Consider the following 20,001-nt stretch of genomic DNA (forward strand, 5'->3'; position numbering starts at 1 on the left):
GGACTTGCTCCTTCTCGTGATGGATGGGTCGGTCTCGTGACGGATGGGGCGGGCGGGTCAGCGGGACTGCCGGGCGTGCCGGGCGAGTTGGCGCAGCGCCTCGGCGAAGTCCGCCGCGGCCCGGCGCACGGCGGCCGGGTCGTGGAGGGCGGGGCGGTGGTGCCAGGTGAAGGCGAGCCGGCCGCCCTGGGCCGCGCCCACCACCTCCAGCGGGTGGGAGCCGCCGTCCCGGGGGTCGTGGTCCTGGCCGCAGGAGCCGAGTTCGGCCCGGACCAGGCCGTCGCCGGGGGTGTCCGGCCGGGCGTCCCACTGGCCGAGGTAGTTGAAGACCACCTGGCCGTGGGCGCCGGCGGCGAGCCGCTCGCGGACCTCGGGCGGGCCGAAGGTGCGCAGCGCGCCGAAGCCGAGCCCGTTGCCGGGCACCGCGCGCAGCTGGCGGCGGATCGCCTTCACCAGGGCGCGCCAGTCCCGGTCGGGGTCGAGCCGCTCGGGGTCGGGGACGTCCAGGGCGACCGGGAAGACGGTGGTGAACCAGCCGACCGTGCGGGACAGGTCGACGCCCTCCAGCAGGTCCTCGCGGCCGTGGCCCTCCAGGTCCAGCCGGATCCGGTCCTGCCCGGTCCAGCGGGCCAGCGCCAGGGCGAGGGCGGCGAGCAGCACGTCGTTGACCCGGGTGCGGTAGGCGGCGGGGGCGGCGCGCAGCAGGGCCTCGGTGTCGGCCTCGTCGAGTTCCACGGTGACCGTCGCGGTCTCGGCGCCCGCCGCTTCGGCGGGGCGGCCGGGGAGTTCGGCGTGGGCGGTCACCGCCTGTTCCCAGTGCGGCAGTTCGTGGTCGAGCCCGCCCTCGGCGACGTGCCCGGCGAGCCGCTGCGCCCAGTCCCGGAAGGAGGTGCCGCGCTCCCCCAGGGCGATCGGGCCGCCCTCGCGGGCCTGCTGGTAGGCGCTCTCCAGGTCGTCCCGGAGCACCCGCCAGGAGACGGCGTCGATCACCAGGTGGTGGGCGACCAGCAGGAGCAGCGGCGGGCGGTCCGGCTCGCCGGTGAACAGGGCGGCCCGCAGCAGCGGTCCGGCGGCCAGGTCGAAGCCGCCGTGCAGGTCGTCGGCGGCCTTGGCGAGGGCCGCGTCGGCGGATTCGGCGGACTGGCCGGTCAGGTCGTGGTGGACGAGCAGGTCCTCGCCGGGGGCCGGCGGCGGGTTGAACTGCCGCCAGCCGGAGGCGTCCCGGGTGAACCGCATGCGCAGGGCGTCGTGGTGCTCCAGCAGGGCGTCCAGGGCGGCGCGCAGCGCGGTGTGGTCGGGGTCGGGGGCGAGTTCGAGCAGCGCGGACTGGTTGAAGTGGTGGTGGGCGGCGCGCGGGGTGGTGAGGAACCACTCCTGGATCGGGGTGAGCGGCACCGCCCCGGTGACCGGGCCGTCGTCGGCGCGTTCGGGGGCGCTGCGCACCACGGTGGCGAGTTCGGCGACGGTCTGGTGGGTGAAGAGGTCCCGGGTGGCCAGGTGCAGGCCGTCCCGGCGCAGTCGGGAGACCACCTGCATGCTGAGGATGGAGTCGCCGCCGAGCAGGAAGAAGTTGTCGTCGGCGCCGACCTGTTCGAGGCCGAGGACGTCGGCCCAGATCCGGGCGATCCGTCGTTCGGTGTCGTTCTGCGGCGGGCGGTGCGGGCCGGCCGCGGCCTGGACCGGTCCGGGGTCGGGCAGGGCGCGCCGGTCGGTCTTGCCGTTCGGGGTGAGCGGCAGCCGCTCCAGCGGGACGAACACCGCCGGGACGAGGTGCGGCGGCAGTGCCTCGGCGAGCTGGGCGCGCAGTTCCAGGGCGGTGGCGGCGGGGTCGGCGGCGCCGGTGGCCGGGTCGGTGTAGACCACGTGGGCGACCAGCCGGCCGCCGCCGGGGGCGTCGGTGCGGACGGTGACGACGGCGTCGCGGACCAGCGGGCTGCGGCGCAGCGCGCTCTCGATCTCGCCGGGTTCGATCCGGAAGCCGCGCAGTTTGATCTGCTCGTCGGCCCGTCCGCAGTACCGGAGTTGGCCGTCGGCGTCGCGGCGGGCGAGGTCCCCGGTGCGGTACATCCGGTCGCCGGGGGCGCCGTACGGGTCGGGCAGGAAGCGCTGGGCGGTCAGGCCGGGGCGGCCGTGGTAGCCGCGGGCCAGGCCGGGGCCGGCCAGGTGGAGTTCGCCGGTGACGCCGGGCGGGACGGGCCGCAGGGCGGCGTCCAGCAGGTAGGCGCGGGTGGCGCCGCTGGGGCGGCCGATGGCGGGGGCGGTGCCGGTGCCGGCGGCCAGCGGGCCGGTCCAGGTGGCGACCACGGTGGCCTCGGTGGGCCCGTAGGAGTTGACCATGCGGCGGCCGGGGGCCCAGGTGTCGACCAGGTCGGCCGGGCAGGCCTCGGCGCCGACCACCAGGGTGCGCAGCCCGGGCAGTTCGGCCGCGGTCTCCCGGTCCAGGGTGGCGAGGGCGGCCGGCGGGATCAGCGCGTGGCTGATCCGCCGTCCGGCGAGGGCTTCGGCGAGCCGTTCGCCGACCAGCGGCCCCTCCTCGCCGGTGACCAGTGCGGCGCCGCTGAGCACGGAGATGCACAGTTCCAGGACGGAGGCGTCGAAGCTGGGCGAGGCGAACTGGAGCACCCGGTCGCCGGGGCCGACCGCGTACCGGTCGGCGGCGGCGGCCGCGAAGGCGGCGAGTCCGGCGTGGGTGACCAGGACGCCCTTGGGGGTGCCGGTGGAGCCGGAGGTGTAGACCACGTACGCCGGGTGGGCGGGGGTGAGGGCGCGGGCGGGCGGGGTGTCCGGGCCGTCGGCGGACCACACCTGGTCGGGGTCGTCCAGCAGCACGGCGGCGCCCGCGTCGCGGACCATGAACTCCCGGCGGGCGGCCGGGTAGTCCGGGTCCACCGGGAGGAAGGCGCCGCCGGCCTTGGCGACGGCGAGTTGGGCGACCACGGCGGCGGCCGAGCGGGGCAGGGCGAGGGCGACCAGCCGCTCCGGCCCGATGCCGCAGCGGACCAGCCGGTGGGCGAGCCGGTTGGCCGCCCGGTCCAGTTCGGCGTAGCTCAGGGTGCGGTCGGTGTCGAGCAGGGCCGGGGCGTCGGGGGTGCGGGCGGCCTGCCGTTCGAACAGCTCGGGCAGGGTGCTCTCGGGAACCGGCGGGAAGTCGCCGCGGGCCCGGTCGAGTTCGGCGGCGAGCCGGTCGGCGGCGGCCAGCGGGAGGGTGCCGACGGCGCGGTCCGGGCCGTCGGCGACGGCGGTCAGCAGGGTGGCGAGCTGCTCGGCCATCCGGGCGGCGGTGGCCGGTTCGAACAGGTCGGTGTTGTAGGTGAGCAGGCCGTGCAGGGCGCCCTCGTCGCCCCGGGCGAACTCCAGCACCAGGTCGAAGGCGGTCCGGGTGGTGTCGGTCTCGACGTCCGTCACCGCCAGGCCGGGCAGGTCGAGTTCGGCCGCCGGGGTGTTCTGCAGCACCACCAGGGTCTGGAACAGCGGACTGCGGCTGGTGTCGCGGACCGGCTGCACCTCGTCGACCACCCGCTCGAAGGGCACGTCCTGGTGGGCGAAGGCGTCCCGGACGGTCTGCCGCACCTCGGCGAGCAGGTCGGTGAAGGGCTGCCGGGGGTCGACCCGGGAGCGCAGTACCAGGGTGTTGACGAAGAAGCCGATCAGCTGCTGGGTCTCCGGGCGTTCGCGGCCGGCGGTGACGGTGCCGACGGCGATGTCCTGGTCGCCGCTGAGCCGGGCCAGGTAGGCCTGGGCGGCGGCGACCAGGGTGGTGAACAGGGTGGTGTCCCGGTCCCGGCCGACCCGGGCCAGCCGCCGGGCGGTGGCGGCGGGCAGCTCCAGCCGGACGGTGCCGCCGTTGCTGGTGCGCACCGCCGGGCGGGGGCGGTCGAGCGGCAGCCGGAGTGCTTCGACGCCCGCCAACTGATGCTTCCAGTAGTCGAGTTGTTCCTCGGCGTCGGAACGGCGCTGCCAGTGGGCGTAGTCGGCGTACTGCACCGGCAGCGGCGTCAACGGCGGTTCGGCGGGGTCGAGTTCGGCGCGGTAGAGGTGGGCCAGGTCGGTGAGCAGCACGGCGGTCGACCAGCCGTCGGTGATGATGTGGTGCAGGGTCAGCGCCAGGACGTGGTCGTCCTCGGCGAGTCGGAGCAGCGCGGGGCGCAGCAGCGGGCCGCGGCGCAGGTCGAAGGGGCGGGCGCGTTCGGCGGCGAGCAGCCGGCGCAGTTCCGGGTCCCTTTCCTGCTCCGGGAGTTCGGCGAGGTCGTGGCGCGGCAGCGGCAGCTCCCGCGGCGGGTGGACGCGTTGGACGCCCTGCCCGTCGACGCTCTCGAAGGTGGTGCGCAGCGACTCGTGCCGGTCCACCAGGGCGAGCAGGGCCGCGCCGAGGGCGTCGGTGTCCAGCGGGCCGCGCAGCCGCAGCGCGAGGGCGGTCACGTACTCGGCGCCGCCGGGCGCGAACTCCTCCAGGAACCACAGGCGTTGCTGGGCGTAGGACATCGGTGCGGCGGTGTCCCGGGGCACCGGGACGACGGCCGGGCGGGCCGGGTCCGCCGTCCGGGCGGTGAGCAGCGCGGCCAGTCCGGCCGGGGTCGGGTGGTCGAACACCGCGCGGGGGGTGAGCTCGGTGCCGAAGGCCTCGGTGAGGCGGCCGGCGAGCCGGATGCTGAGGATGGAGTCGCCGCCGAGCTGGAAGAAGCCGGCGGTCACTCCGGGCGGGCGGATGCCCAGCACCTCGCCGAAGACCTCGGCGGTGCGGCGCTCGGCGTCCGTGCGCGGTTCGACCCGTTCGGCGGGTCCGGCGGCGTGCTCCTGCTCCGGGGCGGGGAGGGCGGCCCGGTCGACCTTGCCGTTGCGGCTGAGCGGGAGGGCGGCGAGCGGGACGAAGGCGGCGGGGACGAGGTAGTCGGGCAGGGTGCGCACCGCGAAGGCCCGCAGTTCCGCGGGGTCGACGGCGCCGTCGGCGCCCACCAGGTAGGCGACCAGCCGCCGGGCGCCGGGCCCGTCCGTCCGGGCGACCACGGCGACGTCGGTGACCCCGGGGTGGGCGGCGAGCGCGGCCTCCACCTCGGCCGGTTCGACCCGGAAGCCGCGGATCTTCACCTGGTCGTCGGCCCGGCCGAGGAACTCCACGGTGCCGTCGGGGCGGCGCCGGGCGAGGTCCCCGGTGCGGTACATCCGGGCGCCGGGCGGGCCGTCCGGGTCGGCCAGGAAGCGGGCGGCGGTGGCGCCGGGGCGGCCGAGGTAGCCGCGGGCCACGCCCTCGCCGGCCAGGTAGAGCTCGCCCGCGCAGCCCGGCGGGACGGGCCGCAGCCGCCGGTCCAGGACGTGGACGCGCCGGTCGTCCAGCGGTCGGCCGATCGGCACGGTGTCGGGCACCGCGGCCGGGTCGGCGAGTTCGAAGGCGGTGGCGAAGGTGGTGGTCTCGGTGGGGCCGTAGCCGTCCACCACGGTCAGCCCGGGGCAGGCGGCCAGCACCCGGCGGACGGCGGCGGCGGGCACCACGTCCCCGCCGGTCCACAGCGTGCGCAGGCCGGCGAAGCAGTCCGGGGCGTCCTGGGCGAGCAGCCGGAAGAGTCCGGCGGTGAGCCACAGCGCGGTCGGCCCGTCCGGTCCGGCGAGGCGGCGCAGCAGGGCGGCGTCCACCGGCCCGGCGGGGGCGACCAGGACGCAGCCGCCGGTCAGCAGCGGGGCCCAGACCTCGAAGGTGGCGGCGTCGAAGGCGACCGGTGAGTGCAGCAGCACCCGGGCGCAGCGGCCGTCGGCGAACCGGCTGTCGGTGCCGAGCGAGGCGATGTCGCGGTGCCGGACGGCCACCGCCTTGGGCTCGCCGGTGGAGCCGGAGGTGTACATCACGTACGCCAGCCGGTCCGGGTCGGCGGGCGGCAGCTCGCGGGGCGCCGGGTCGGTGCGGGCCGCGGTGATCTCCTCGGCGGTGAGCCGCCGGGCCGCGCCCGCGCGGTCGATCAGGGTGCGGCGGCGCTCCTCGGGGGCGCGCAGGTCGACGGGCAGGTAGGCGCCGCCCGCCTTGAGCACGGCCAGTTGGGCGACGACCAGTTCGGCCGAGCGTTCCAGCTCCAGCGCGACCGGCTGTTCGGGGGCCGGGCCCTCGGCCAGCAGTCGGGCGGCGAGCCGGTCGGACCAGGCGTCGAGCCGGCGGTAGGTCAGGATGCGGTCGCCCTCGCGGACGGCGGGGGCGTCGGGGGTGCGCCGGGCCTGCTCGGCGAAGACGGTCAGCGGGCTGCGCGGGTCGGCCGGGCGGGCGGTGGCCCGCCAGTCGGCGAGCAGGGCGCGGTCGGCCGGGGTGAGCGGGTCCAGCGTGTCCAGCGCGCGGCCGTCGGCCAGGGCCTCGGTGAGGCCGGTCAGCAGCAGGGTGAGCCGGTCGGCGGCGTCCCGGGCGGCGCGCGGGTCGAACAGCGCGGGGTCGTAGGCCAGGTCGAAGCCGAGCCGGTCGCCCAGGTGGGCGCGCAGGCACCAGGGGTAGGTGGTGGCGTCGTCGGCGCGCACCTCGACCACCCGGACCCCGGTCCGGTCCGCGGCCGACTCGTCGACGGGGTAGTTCTCGAACACCAGCATGCTGTCGAACAGCGGTTCCCCGGAGGGGAGTTCGCCGAGCGCCTGGATCCGGGGCAGGGCCAGGTGGTCGAACCGGCGGGCCTCGCTCTGCCGGTCCTGGAGCTCCCGCAGCCAGGGCAGCACGCCGCCGGGGGAAAGCCGCACCCGGGTGGGGACGGTGTTGATGAACAGGCCGATCATCGCCTCGACGCCGGGCAGTTCGGCGGGGCGCCCGGACACGGTGGTGCCGAAGACCACGTCCTCGCCGCCGCCGTGCCGGGCGAGCAGCAGCGCCCAGGCGCCCTCCACCACGGTGTTGACGGTCAGTCCGGCGGCGGCGGCGTGCTCGCGCAGCCGGGCGGAGAGCGGTTCGTCCAGTTCGCGGTGGACGGCGGCGGTGGAGCGGGCCCGGTGGGCCTCGGCCGGCCGGCGGTCGTACGGCAGCGGGGTGCGGGCGGTGAACCCGGCGAGTTCGGTGCTCCAGTGGGCCTCGGCGGCCACCGTGTCCTGCTCGCGCAGCCAGCCGAGGAAGTCGGCGAACGGCCGCCGGACCGGTCGGGGTGCCTGCGGGCCGCCGGTCAGCGCGGCGTACTCCTCGCACACCTCGGTGAGCAGCTGGCCGGTGCTCCAGCCGTCCAGGATCAGGTGGTGGGTGGACCAGAGCAGCAGCACCTCCTCGCCCGGCAGGGCGGCCAGGGCGAGCCGGGTGAGCGGCGCGGTGGTGAGCTCCAGCGGGGTGGCGCGTTCCTCGGCGAGCAGCCGCTCGGTCTCGGCGGCCAGCTGCTCCGGCGCCGCCGGGCCCAGGTCGAGGTGGCGCAGGTCGAGGTGGCGGACGGGCAGGGCGGCGTGCCGGGCGACCAGTTGGACGGGGTGCGGCAGCCCGCGCCAGTGGACGGCGGAGCGCAGCGCCGGGGTGCGGTCGGCGACCCGCTGCCAGGCGGCGGCGAAGGCCTGCGGGTCGGCGACCCCGGCCAGCCGGACCGCGATCCGGTCGACGTAGGCGCCGTCGGTGTCCACCAGGCCGTGGAAGAGCATGCCGGACTGCAGCGGGGTCAGCGGCAGCACGTCCTCGACGGCGCCGCCGTCACCGACCAGCCGGTCCAGCCGCGTCTGGTCCAGCCCGGCCAGCGGGAAGTCGGAGGGGGTGCGGCCGCCCGCGTCGGGGCGGGCGCAGTGCTCGGCCAGTTCGCGCAGGGCGGTGCGCATCCCCTCGGCGAGGCCGCGCACGGTGGCCTCGTCGTGGATCGCCGGGGAGTAGGTCCAGCCCAGTTCGAGCCGGCCGTCCTGGACCGCGCCGGTGACCTCCAGCAGGTAGGGGCGCGGCTCGTCCGGGTCGGTGTCGCGTCCGGCCGGCGGCAGCGGGCCGCGGACCAGGCCGTCGGCGCCGGCGGCGGTGTCGAAGCGGCCGTGGTAGTTGAAGCCGATCCGCGGGACGGCCGCCCCGGCGAGCGGGCCGTCGGGGTGGAGGTGGCGCAGCGCGCCGTGGCTGAGGCCGCGCAGCGGGACGGCGCGCAGCTGCTCCTTGACGGCGCGCAGGGTGTCGTGCCAGCCGGCCGCCGGGTCGACGCGCAGGGCGAGCGGGAACTCGGCGGTGAACCAGCCGACCGTGCGGGAGAGGTCGAGTCCGTCGAGGAGCTCCTCGCGGCCGTGCCCCTCCACGCCGATCAGCACGGTGTCCCGGCCGCACCAGCGGGCCAGGGTGCGGCCCAGGGCGCTGAGCAGGACGTCGTTGACCTGGGTGCGGTAGGCGGCGGGCGCCGCGCGCAGCAGGGCCTCGGTGGTCGGCTCGTCCAGGGTGACGGTGACGGTGGCCGCGTCGGCCTGGGTGGCGGCGCCGGGGGTCGTGGCCGAGGGGTGGTCGGTGGGCAGGTCGGCCGGGGCCGCGCCGGTGCGGGTCCAGTACCCGGTGTCGCCGTCCAGGGCGCCCGCGCGGGTGTGCCGGCTCAGCCGGGCGGCCCAGCGGGCGTAGGAGGTGCCCTCCGGCGGCAGTTCGATCGCGGCTCCGGTCCGGGCGGTGCGGTAGCCGGTCTCCAGCTCGGCCAGCAGGATCCGCCAGGAGACCCCGTCCACGGCCAGGTGGTGGACGGTGAGCACGAGTTGGCCGGGCCGCTGCGGGCCGGCGTCGAAGAACAGGGCGCGGATCAGCCGGCCCCGGACGGGGTCGAGGGAGCGCTGGGCCTCGTCCGTGGCGCGCTGCACCTCGGCCTCCAGCGCGGCGGGGTCCGGGCTGCTCACCGTGAACAGGTCGTCGGGCAGCTGCTCCTGGACCTCCTGGTACCAGCCGGACCCGTCCCGGCCGAAGCGGGTGCGCAGCGCCGGGTGCCGGTGGACCAGGGCGAGGACGGCCGCGCCCAGGGCGGTCGGGTCGGTGTCGGGGGCCAGTTCCAGGCGCTGGGTCATGCTGAAGCGCAGCGGTTCGCCGGGGCGGCGGGCGTCCAGGTACCAGTGCTGGATCGGGGTGAGCGGTGCCCGGTCGGGCTCCGCCTCCTCCTGATGTTCCGTCACTTCCCGTGTGACGAGCGCGAGTTCGGCGACGCTCTGGTGCCGGAAGACGTCCTTGGTGGTCAGCGCCAGCCCGGCGGCCCGGGCCCGGGAGACGATCTGGATGCTCAGGATGGAGTCGCCGCCGAGGGCGAAGAAGTTGTCCCGGGCGCCGACCCGGGCCACCCCGAGGACCTCGGCCCAGATCGCGGCGAGCCGCTGCTCGGTGCCGGGTCGCGGGGCGACGTACGGGGTGGCGCGGTCGGGCTGGGCGGGCGGGGCGGGCAGCGCGCGCCGGTCGGTCTTGCCGCCGGCGGTGCGCGGGATCCGGGCCAGCGGGACGAAGGCGGTGGGCACCAGGTGGTCGGGCAGGGTGCGGCGCAGCCAGGCCCGCAGTTCCTCGGCGGGCGGCACCCGGTCGGCGGCCGGCACCGGGTAGCCGACCAGCAGGGTGCGCCCGGCGTGTTCGCGGGCGGCCACCGCACAGTCGGCGAGGTCCGGGTGGGCCAGCAGCGCGGCCTCCACCTCGCCGGGCTCGATCCGGAAGCCGCGGATCTTGACCTGGTCGTCGGCCCGGCCGAGGAACTCCAGCTGTCCGGCGGCGGTCCAGCGGGCGCGGTCCCCGGTGCGGTACATCCGGGCGCCGGGCGGGCCGTAGGGGTCGGCGAGGAAGCGGGTGGCGGTCAGTCCGGGGCGGTGGAGGTAGCCCCGGGCGACCTGCGGGCCGGCCAGGTAGAGCTCCCCGGGCATCCCGGGCGGCACCGGGCGCAGCGCGCCGTCCAGCAGGTGGGCGGTCAGGCCCCGGCCGGGGCGGCCGATGACCGGGCCGGCGGGGTGGTCCGCGCAGCGGGCCCAGGTGGCGTCCACGGTGGTCTCGGTGGGGCCGTACACGTTGTAGGCGGTGACACCGAACTCCTGCTTCACCGCCGCCAGTTGCCGCCAGGTGGCGGCGGGGACGGCCTCGCCGCCGACCAGCAGCAGCCGCGGGTGGTGGCGGCCGGGGGCGAGCAGCCCGGCGGCGGTGAGTTCGCGCAGGAAGGACGGGGTGACGTTGACCAGGTCCAGCCGCCGGTCGGCGACCAGGGCGCAGAAGGCCTGCGGGTCCAGCCGGACGTCCTCGTCGACCAGGTGGAGTTCCTGGCCGAGGGCGAGCAGCAGCGGGCCCTCCCAGCTGGTGTCGAAGGAGAAGGAGGCGCTGAGCGCGATCCGCAGCCGCTCGCCCTCGGCGGTGTGCGGGGCGACCAGGCCGTGCCGGTGGTCGCGGCAGAGGTGGACCAGCTGGCGGTGCTCGACGGCGACGCCCTTGGGGCGGCCGGTCGAGCCGGAGGTGAAGATGACGTAGGCGGTGTGCTCCGGCCGCAGCGGGGCGGTCCGCTCGGCGTCGGTCAGGTCGTGCCCGGGCAGGGTCGCCCAGGGCACCCCGGGCAGGTCCTGCTCGGTGAGCACGGTGTGCGGCCGGGCGTCGTCGAGCAGCAGCGCGGCGCGCTCCTCGGGCAGCTCCGGGTCGACGAAGAGCAGGGCGGCGCCCGCCTTGAGCACCGCGAACAGCGCCACCACCAGGTCGGCGGTGCGCGGCAGCCGGACGGCGACCAGCCGTTCCGGGCCGGCGCCGAGGGCGACCAGGTGGCGGGCGAGCCGGTTGGCCCGGGCGTTGAGGGCGGCGAAGTCGAGGGTGGCGTCCCGGGCGACCAGGGCGGTGGCCCCCGGGGTGCGGGCGGCCTGGGCCTCGAACAGGGCGGGGAACACGGTGTCCGGTTCCGCGGGCAGCGGTTCGCCGCGGCCCAGCCGTACGGCCCGGTCCCGTTCCTCGGCGGTCATCAGCGGCAGCGCGCCGACCGGGGTGTCCGGGCCGTCGGCGACGGCCGTCAGCAGCACGGTCAGCCGGGCGGCGAGCTGCTCGGCGGTGCGGGCGTCGAACAGCCCGGTGCTGTACTCCAGGTGGCCGGTCAGGCCGCCGTCGGTCTCGACGAAGTCGAAGGAGAGGTCGAAGGTGGCGTGGCGGATCGGCGGGGTGATCGGCTCCGCCTCCAGGCCGGGCAGCCGGGGCGGCTCGGCGCCGAGGTTGTGCAGGGCCACCATGACCTGGAACAGCGGGGTGCGGCTGGTGTCGCGTTCCGGCTGGAGGGCGTCCACCAGCCGTTCGAAGGGCACCTCCTGGTGGGCGAGCGCGTCCAGCACGGTGTCCCGGGCCTCGGCCAGCAGGGCGCGGAACGGCAGTTCCGGGCGGACCCGGCCGCGCAGCACCAGGGTGTTGACGAACATCCCGACCACGTCGTGGAGTTCGCCCTGGTCGCGGCCCGAGGTGACGGTGCCGACCGCGAGGTCCTGCTGCCCGGACCAGCGGGCCAGCAGCACCTGGCAGGCCGCCAGCAGCACGGTGTAGAGGGTGCCGTCGGCCTCCCGGCCGCGCTCGCGCAGCCGGGCGGTCAGCTCGGCGGACAGGGCGAAGGTGACCAGCGCGCCGTCGGTGCCGCGGACGGCCGGGCGGGGGCGGTCGGTGGGCAGTTCCAGCGGCGGAAGGTCGGCCAGCAGCTCGCGCCAGTGGTCGAGTTCGGCCTCGGACCGGTCGCCGCGGGCGCGCTGCCAGGCGGCGAAGTCGGTGTAGCGGACCGGGAGTTCGGGCAGTTCGGGACGGTGGCCGGCGACGGCGGCCCGGTACAGTTCGGCGAGGTCGCGGCCGAGCACGCCGATCGACCAGCCGTCGGTGGCGATGTGGTGCACCGCCAGGACGAGCACATGCTCCCGCTCCCCGGTGCGGACCAGCCGGGCGCGCAGCAGCGGGCCGGCGGCCAGGTCGAAGGGGGTGTCGGCGGTCCGTTCCAGCAGGGCGTCCAGGTCGGCCGGGTCGAGGTCGGTGACGGGCAGTTCGACCGGGTACGGCGGGTGCACCACCTGCCGGGCCCGGCCGTCCCGCTCGGCGAAGGTGGTCCGCAGCGCCTCGTGCCGCACGACCAGGCCGTCCAGGGCCGCGCCCAGCGCGTCCCGGTCGAGCGTTCCGCGCAGTCGCAGCACGGACAGCGTGGTGTACGCGGTGTCGCCGGGCGCGAAGCGGTCCAGGAACCAGAGCCGCTGCTGGGCGTAGGAGAGCGGCGGTTCGGCGTCCGGGTCGTCGACCACCGGGATGACGGCCGCGCCGGGGGCCGCCGCGGGCGTCCCGAGGGCGGCGGCCAGGTCGGCCAGCACGGGGTGGTCGAACAGCAGCCGGGGGGTCAGGTCGGCCCGTCCGAAGGCGGCGCGCAGCCGGGCGGTGGCGCGGACGGCGAGGATGGAGTCGCCGCCGAGGGCGAAGAAGTCGTCCTCGGCGGCGACCTCGGCGGTGTCCAGCACCTCCGCCCAGGCGGCGGCGACCAGCTGCTCGGCCGGGGTGTGCGGGGCGGTGCGGTCGCGGCCGGCCGCGGTCGCGTAGCCCTGGGGGCCGGGCGCGGGCAGCGCGCGCCGGTCGAGCTTGCCGTTGGGGGTGAGCGGCAGGGCCGCCATCGGGACGTACGCGGCGGGCACCAGGTAGGCGGGCAGCAGCCGTTCCAGGTGGGCGCGCAGCTCGGCGGCGGACGGCGGCTCGGCCGTCCCCTCCGCGGCGACGACGTGGGCGACCAGCCGGCGGGTGCCGGCCGGGTCCTGGTGCACGCCGACGGCGGCCTGGCCGACGCCGGGGTGGGTGAGCAGGGCGGCCTCGATCTCGCCGGGTTCGATCCGGAAGCCGCGGATCTTGACCTGCTGGTCGGCCCGGCCCAGGTAGTGCAGGGTGCCGTCGGCCCGGCGGCGGGCCCGGTCGCCGGTGCGGTACATCCGGGTGCCGGGCGGCCCGTACGGGTCGGCGAGGAAGCGGCCGGCGGTCAGGCCGGGGCGGTCGAGGTAGCCGCGGGCCAGGCCCTCCCCCGCCACGTACAGTTCGCCGACCGCGCCCGCCGGGACGGGCGCGAGGTCGCCGTCCAGCAGGTAGAGCCGCAGGTCGGCCAGGCCGTCGCCGATCGGGGCCGGGCCGCCCGCGGCGGCGGTGGCCGGGCCGAGTTCGGCGTGGGTGACGTGCACGGTGGTCTCGGTGATGCCGTACATGTTCACCAGCCGCGGCGCGCTCTGCGGGTGCCGGGCGTACCAGTCGGTGAGCCGGGTGGCGTCCAGCGCCTCGCCGCCGAAGACCACCGTGCGCAGCGCCAACCGCCGTGACAGCTCGGGGTGTTCGGCGTCGGCGCGGACCAGCGGGTGGAACGCGGACGGGGTCTGGTTGAGCACGGTGACGCCCTCGTCGGCGAGCAGCCGCAGGAACTCCTCCGGGGAGCGGGCGGTGTCCTCGGGCACCACGACCAGTCGGCCGCCGTGCAGCAGCGGGCCCCACAGCTCCCAGACCGAGAAGTCGAAGGTGTAGGAGTGGAACAGCGTCCAGACGTCCTGGGGGCCGAAGTCGAAGAGTTCCCGGGTCTGTTCGAACAGCCGGACCACATTGGCGTGCGGGACGACGACGCCCTTGGGGCGGCCGGTGGAGCCGGAGGTGTAGATGGCGTAGGCGGGGCTGTCGGGCAGCGGGCGGTGGGCGGGGCCGAGCGCGCCGGGGCCGAGCGCGCCGAAGTCGGCCGGCTCGGAGTCGGTCGGCTCGGAGTCGGTCGGCGACAGCACGGGGACGGAGGCGGGCTCGTCCGCGAACGTCACCAGGGCCACCGGGGCGGCGTCGGCGAGCAGTTCGGCGCGGCGTTCGGCGGGCAGCTTCGGGTCGAGCGGCAGGTAGGCCGCGCCGGTCTTGAGGACGGCGAGGACGGCCACCACCAGCTCGGCCGTCCGGGGCAGCGCGAGGGCGACGAACCGCTCCGGCCCGGCGCCGAGTCCGGCCAGCCGGTGGGCGAGCCGGGTGGCCCGGTCGTCCAGGGTGGCGTAGTCGAGGTGTTCCGCGCCGCAGGTGACGGCCCGGGCGTGCGGGGTGCGGGCGGCCTGCGCCTCGAACAGGTCGACCAGGGTGCGGTCGGGCCGGCCCTGGGCGGTGCCGTTGTGCTCGGCCAGCAGCCGCCGGCGTTCCTCGGCGGTGGTCCAGGCCAGCGCGCGCAGCGGGCGGTCCAGTCCCCGGGCGAGGTCGGTGAGCAGCAGGCAGAGCCGCCCGGCGAGTTCGCGGACGGTTCCGGCGTCGAACAGCTCCGGGTCGTAGGCGAGGTCGAAGCCGAGCCGTTCCCCCTGGTAGGCGCGGAGCACCAGCGGGAAGTTGGTGGCGTCCCGCGAGCCGACCTCGACCAGGCGCACCCCGGTGCCGGCCGCGCGGGCGTCGTCGAAGGGGTAGTTCTCGAAGGCGAGGATGCTGTCGAACAGCGCGCCGCCGGACGGCACCCCGCTGTAGCCGGTGAGTTCGGCGAGCGAGACGGCGGCGTGCCGCCGGGCCCCGGCCTGGTCCTCCTGGAGCGCGCGCAGCCAGTCGGCGGCGGTGCGGCCGCTCTCCACCCGGACCCGGGTGGGCAGGGTGTTGATGAACATGCCGATCATCGACTCGACCCCGGGCAGTTCCTCGGGGCGGCCGGAGACCGTGGTGCCGAACAGCACGTCCGGCTCGCCCGCGTAGCGGGAGAGCAGCAGCGCCCAGGCGCCCTGCACCACGGTGCCCAGGGTCAGTCCGGCCCGGCGGGCGGTGTCGGCGAGGCGCTCGGACACCTCCTCGGAGAGGCCGGCCCGGTGGCTGTCGGCCGAGCGGGCCCGGTGCGATTCGCGCCGGGGGCGGTCGACGGGCAGCGGGGTGGCACCGGCGAAGCCGGCCAGCACGGCCCGCCAGTGCGCCCGGGCGGCCTCGGTGTCCTGCCCGGCCAGCCAGCGCACGTAGTCGCCGAAGGGGCGGCGCACCGCCGGGGTGGGCGCGGCGCCGGTGGTGAGCGCGGCGTACTCCTCGAACACCTCGGTGAGCACCTGGGCGAGGCTCCAGCCGTCCAGGATCAGGTGGTGCGAGGTCCAGAGCAACTGCAGTCGGGCGTCCGGCAGTTGGACCATGGTGAGCCTGGTCAGCGGCGCGACGGCGATGTCCAGGCCGGCGGCGAGGTCCTCGGCGCGCAGCCGGTCCAGCCGGTCGGCGCGCTGTTCCGGGTCGAGCGCCCGCAGGTCGTGGTGGATGACGGGCAGCCGCACGCCCCGGCGCACCAGCTGGAGCGGGGCGGGGACGGACTCCCAGAGCACCGAGGTGCGCAGCGCGGGGGTGCGGTCGGCGACCCGCTGCCAGGCGAGGGCGAGCGCCTGCGGGTCGGTCACGCCCTCCAGCAGCAGGGCGGCCTGGTCCAGGTAGACGTCGTCGGGGCCGCCGACCAGGCGGTGGAAGAGCATGCCCTCCTGGAGCGGGGTGAGCGGCAGCAGGTCCTCGACGTCCCGGCCGTCGCCGACGATCCGGTCCAGCGCGGCCTGGTCGAGCCCGGCGAGCGGGAAGTCGGCGGGGGTGCGGCCGCCGGTGCCGGGGGCGGTGCAGTGCGCGATGACGGCGGTCAGGGCGTGGCCGACGGCCTCGGCGAGGGCCTGGACGGTGGCGGTCCGGTGCACCTGTTCGCTGTAGTGCCAGGTCAGTTCGAGTTCGCCGTCGGCGATCACGGCGGAGATGTCCAGCAGGTGGTCGAGCGGTTCGTCGGGGGCGTGGTCGCGGCCGGGGGCCGGCCCGGCGGGGGCGAAGTCGCCGCTCGCGGGGGCGGTCCACTGGCCGTGGTAGTTGAAGCAGACCTGGGGCAGCGGGAGCTCGCGCAGGGCGAGGGCGGCCGGGTCGCCGTCGCGCAGCCGGGCCAGCGCCTCGTAGCCCAGGCCGCGGTGCGGGACGGCCCGCAGCTGCTCCTTGACCTGCTTGAGGGTGGCGGCCCAGTCGGGGGCGTCGGCCGGGCCGGCCGGGGTGAGGGTGACCGGGTACTGGGTGGTGAACCAGCCGACGGTCCGGGCCAGGTCGGGGCCGTCGAACAGCTCCTCTCGGCCGTGGCCCTCCAGGGCGACGGTCACCCGCCCGGTGCCGGTCCAGTCGGCGAGGGCCCGGCCGAGGGCGCTGAGCAGCACGTCGTTGACCTGGGTGCGGTAGGCCTCCGGGACCTTGCGCAGCAGGGCCTCGGTGGCGGCCCGGTCCAGCCGGGTGCGCAGGGTGCGGACGGAGCCGGCGGTCGGGGTGCCGGGGTGGTCGACGGGCAACGGGTGGGCCGGCTGCCGGGTGGCCTCCGTCCAGTACGGCAGGTCCCGGTCGAGGCCGCCGGACCGGACGTGGGCGGCGAGTCGGTGCGCCCAGGTGGTGAACGGGGTGTGCTCGGCCTCCAGCCGGGGTTCGGCGCCGGACTCGGCCTGCCGGTAGGCGCGTTCCAGGTCGGCGAGCAGCACCCGCCAGGAGACGCTGTCCACCGCCAGGTGGTGGGCGGCCAGCAGGAGTTGCGGACGTTCGTCCCCGGTTCGCGGGAACAGCACGGCGCGCAGCAGGGTGCCGGCGGCCGGGTCCAGTCCGGCGCGGGCGGCGTCGGCGGTCTCGGCCCGGTCGCGGGCCGGGTCGGCTCTGTCGAGCAGCCGGGTGGGCGGGGTGTCGACCGGCTCCTGCCGCCAGCCGTCCCCGTCCCGGGTGAAGCGGGTGCGCAGCGCCGGGTGGGCGGCGAGCAGGGCCCGCAGCGCCGATTCCAGGGCGGCCTCGTCGAGTCGCCGCGGCAGGTCGAGCAGCATCGACAGGGCGTAGTGGCGCAGCGGGCCGTGGGTGGCGAGGAACCACTCCTGGACCGGGGTGAGCGGGGCCGGTCCGTCGATCCGCTGCGTCGCGGCGGCGGGGCCGGTCTCCGGGCGGGCGGCGGCGGCCAGGTCGGCGACGGTCTGGTGGCGGAAGACGTCCTGGGAGCCGATCCGCAGGCCGGCCGCGCGGGCCCGGGAGACGGCCTGGATGCTCAGGATGGAGTCGCCGCCGAGCGCGAAGAAGTTGTCGGTGACGCCGACCCTCGGCACGCCCAGCACCTCGGCCCAGATCTCGGCCAGGGTCCGCTCCGCCGGGGTCCGCGGGGCGACGAACTCGGCCTCGCCCTCCCCCAGTCGGGGCGCGGGCAGGGCGCGGCGGTCCAGTTTGCCGCTGGTGGTGAGCGGCAGGGCGGCCAGGGTGGTGAAGGAGGAGGGCACCAGGTGGTCGGGCAGCACCCGGCGCAGTGCGGCCCGCAGTTCGGCGGCGGGGAGCTCCGCCGCCTCGGCGGGCACCAGGTAGGCGGCCAGCCGGGTGTGGCCGTGGGCGTCCGGCCCAGCGGCGACGGCGGCCGCGGCGACCCCGGGCAGGTCGAGCAGCGCGGCCTCGATCTCGCCGGGCTCGATCCGGTGGCCGCGCACCTTGACCTGGTCGTCGGCGCGGCCGAGGTACTCCAGCCGGCCGTCGGCGGTCCAGCGGGCCAGGTCGCCGGTGCGGTACATCCGGGTACCGGGCGGCCCGTACGGGTCGGCGGTGAACCGGGCGGCGGTCAGCCCGGGGCGGCCCGCGTAGCCGCGGGCGACCTGGGCGCCGGCCAGGTGGAGCTGGCCGCTGACGCCGGGCGGCACCGGCTGGAGCCGGTCGTCCAGGACGTACGCCCGGAGGTTGGGCAGCGGGCGGCCGACCAGCGGGCGGTCCGCGGCGGCGATCCGGTGGGCCAGCGCGTCGACGGTGACCTCGGTGGGCCCGTAGTAGTTGTACGCGGCGGTGTCCGGGTGGGCGGCGAGTTCGCGCCAGAGCCGGGGGCCGACCGCCTCGCCGCCGAGCATCAGCACCCGGGGGCGGTGCCGGGGGTCGTCCAGCAGTCCGGCGGGCAGCAGTTGGCGCAGGTAGGAGGGGGTGAGGTCGAGGAAGTCGATCCGGTGCCGGACGACGTACTCGACCAGGGCGGCCGGGTCCATCCGGGTGGTCTCGTCCACCAGGTGCAGCGGGTGGCCGTCGGCCAGCAGCAGCACGCCCTCCAGGGAGGTGTCGAAGGAGAACGAGGCGGTCAGCGCGACCCGCAGCGGGCCGCCGCCCGCGTCGGCGACGAAGCCGGCGCGGTGGGCGGCCAGCAGGTTGACCAGGGCGCGGTGCGGGACGGCGACGCCCTTGGGGCGGCCGGTGGAGCCCGAGGTGTAGAGCACGTAGGCGGTGTGCTCGGGGTCCAGCGGGGTGGTCCGGTCGGCGTCGGTGGGGTCGGTGGCGGTCCGGTCGGTGACGGTCCGGTCGGCGTCGGTGGGGTCGGTGTCCGGCCCGTCGGCGGCCAGGGCGCGCAGCGCCGCCTCGTCCAGGACGAGCGCCGGGCGGGCGTCCTCCAGCAGGTAGTCGACGCGTTCGGCGGGCAGCGAGAGGTCCAGCGGCAGGTAGCCGGCGCCGGTCTTCCAGACCGCGAGGATCGCGGTGATCATGTCGGCGGTGCGCGGCAGATGCAGGGCGACCAGCCGCTCGGGGCCGATGCCGCGGGCGATCAGCCGGTGGGCCAGCCGGTTGGCCCGGGTGTTGAGCGCCACGTAGTCGAGCACGGTGTCACCGGCGGTCAGGGCCGGGGCCTGCGGGGTCGACTCGGCCCGGCGGCGCAGCAGTTCGGGGTACAGGGCGGGTTCGACGGGCAGCTCGGTGGCGTTCCAGTCCCGGGTGACCTGCCGGGTCTGTTCCGGGGAGAGCAGCGGCAGGATGCCGAGCGGGCGGTCGGGTTCGGCGGCGGCGCCGGCCAGCAGGCGCAGCAGTTGGTCGGCGGCGCGGCGGGCGGTGGCCGGGTCGAAGAGGTCGGCGCGGTACTCCAGCAGGCCGGTGAGCTCCTCGCCCTCCTCGCCGGTCGGCACGAACTCGACGCTCAGGTCGAAGGTGGCGGCCTGTCGGGGCACCTCGACCGGGGTGATCGCGGTGCCCTCCGGGGCGGCGGCCACGGGCGGTGCGGGGTGCAGCAGCACCAGCACGTCGAACAGCGGGTTGCGGCCCGCCTCACGGGGTGCGGCCACCGCCTCGACGATCCGCTCGAAGGGGGTGTCGCCGTGTGCGAGGGCGTCGTTGCCGGTCTCGGCGGCGGCCGCCAGCAGGGTGCGGAAGGAGTCGGCCGGGTCGACCCGGGTGCGCAGCACCACGGTGTTGACGAAGCAGCCGACGGCGCGTTCCAGTTCGGTGCGGGAGCGGCCGGGCGTCAGCGAGCCGACGGTGATGTCCTGTTGGCCGGACCAGCGGGCCAGCAGCGCCTGGACGCCCGCCACCAGGGCGGTGTTGAGGGTGCCGTGCCGCTCGCCGGCGAGGGCGCGCAGCCGGGCGGTGAGCGGGGCGGGGACGGTGAAGGCGTGCACGGCGCCGGGGCCGGCCTCCTCGCCGCGCCGGGGGTGGTCCAGCGGCAGTTCGGGCGGCACGGCGCCGTCCAGTTTGCCCTTCCAGTGGGCGAGTTGGGCGTCCAGTCGGGCGCCGGAGAGCTGCTCGCGCTGCCAGGCGGCGAAGTCCGGGTACTGGACGGCGACGGGTGCGAGCTCCGGTTCGGCGCCCCGGGCCAGGGCCGCGTAGGCGGTGCACAGTTCGTCCAGGACGACGCCCATCGACCAGCCGTCGGTGACGATGTGGTGCGCGGTCAGCTGGAGCACGTGCGAGTGCTCCGACTCGCGCACCAGCAGGGCGCGCAGCAGCGGTCCCCGGCGCAGGTCGAAGGGGTGGGAGTACTCGGCGAGCAGCAGCGCCGCCAGGCCGTCCGCCGGGTCCGGCTCGGCCTCGCGCACCGGTACCGGTCCGGCCGGGCGGACGGTCGGCACCGGGCGCCCGTCGACCTCCTCGAAGACGGTCCGCAGCGCCTCGTGCCGGGCCACCACGGCGGCCAGCGCCCCGGCCAGCGCCGCGCCGTCCAGCGCTCCGGTGAGGCGGACGGCCAGCGCGCTGTTGTAGCGCGGGTCGCCGGGCCGCAGCCGGTCCAGGAACCACAGCCGCTGCTGGACGGAGGACGGCGGCAGCGGTCGGGTCCGGTCGGCGCGCGGGATGGCCGCGGTGGTGCCGGACCGTCCGGCCAGCCGGAGCCGGAGCGCCTCCCGCAGGTCGGCGGGGAGCGCGGCCGCGCGGTCTCGCTTCGAAGGCGTCATGGTCGTCGG

General features: G+C 77.0%; 1 protein-coding gene. It reads right to left on the minus strand.

Translation table 11 applies throughout. The features are described 5' to 3' along the window. Positions 1-57: 57 nt before the first annotated feature. A complete protein-coding gene (locus ABTZ03_RS08495; protein WP_350512115.1) occupies positions 58-19,992 on the minus strand; it encodes a non-ribosomal peptide synthase/polyketide synthase in 19,935 nt (6,644 codons plus the stop codon). Positions 19,993-20,001 lie beyond the last annotated feature (9 nt).

The organism is Kitasatospora sp. NPDC096077 (assembly GCF_040303245.1).
Taxonomy (GTDB): domain Bacteria; phylum Actinomycetota; class Actinomycetes; order Streptomycetales; family Streptomycetaceae; genus Kitasatospora.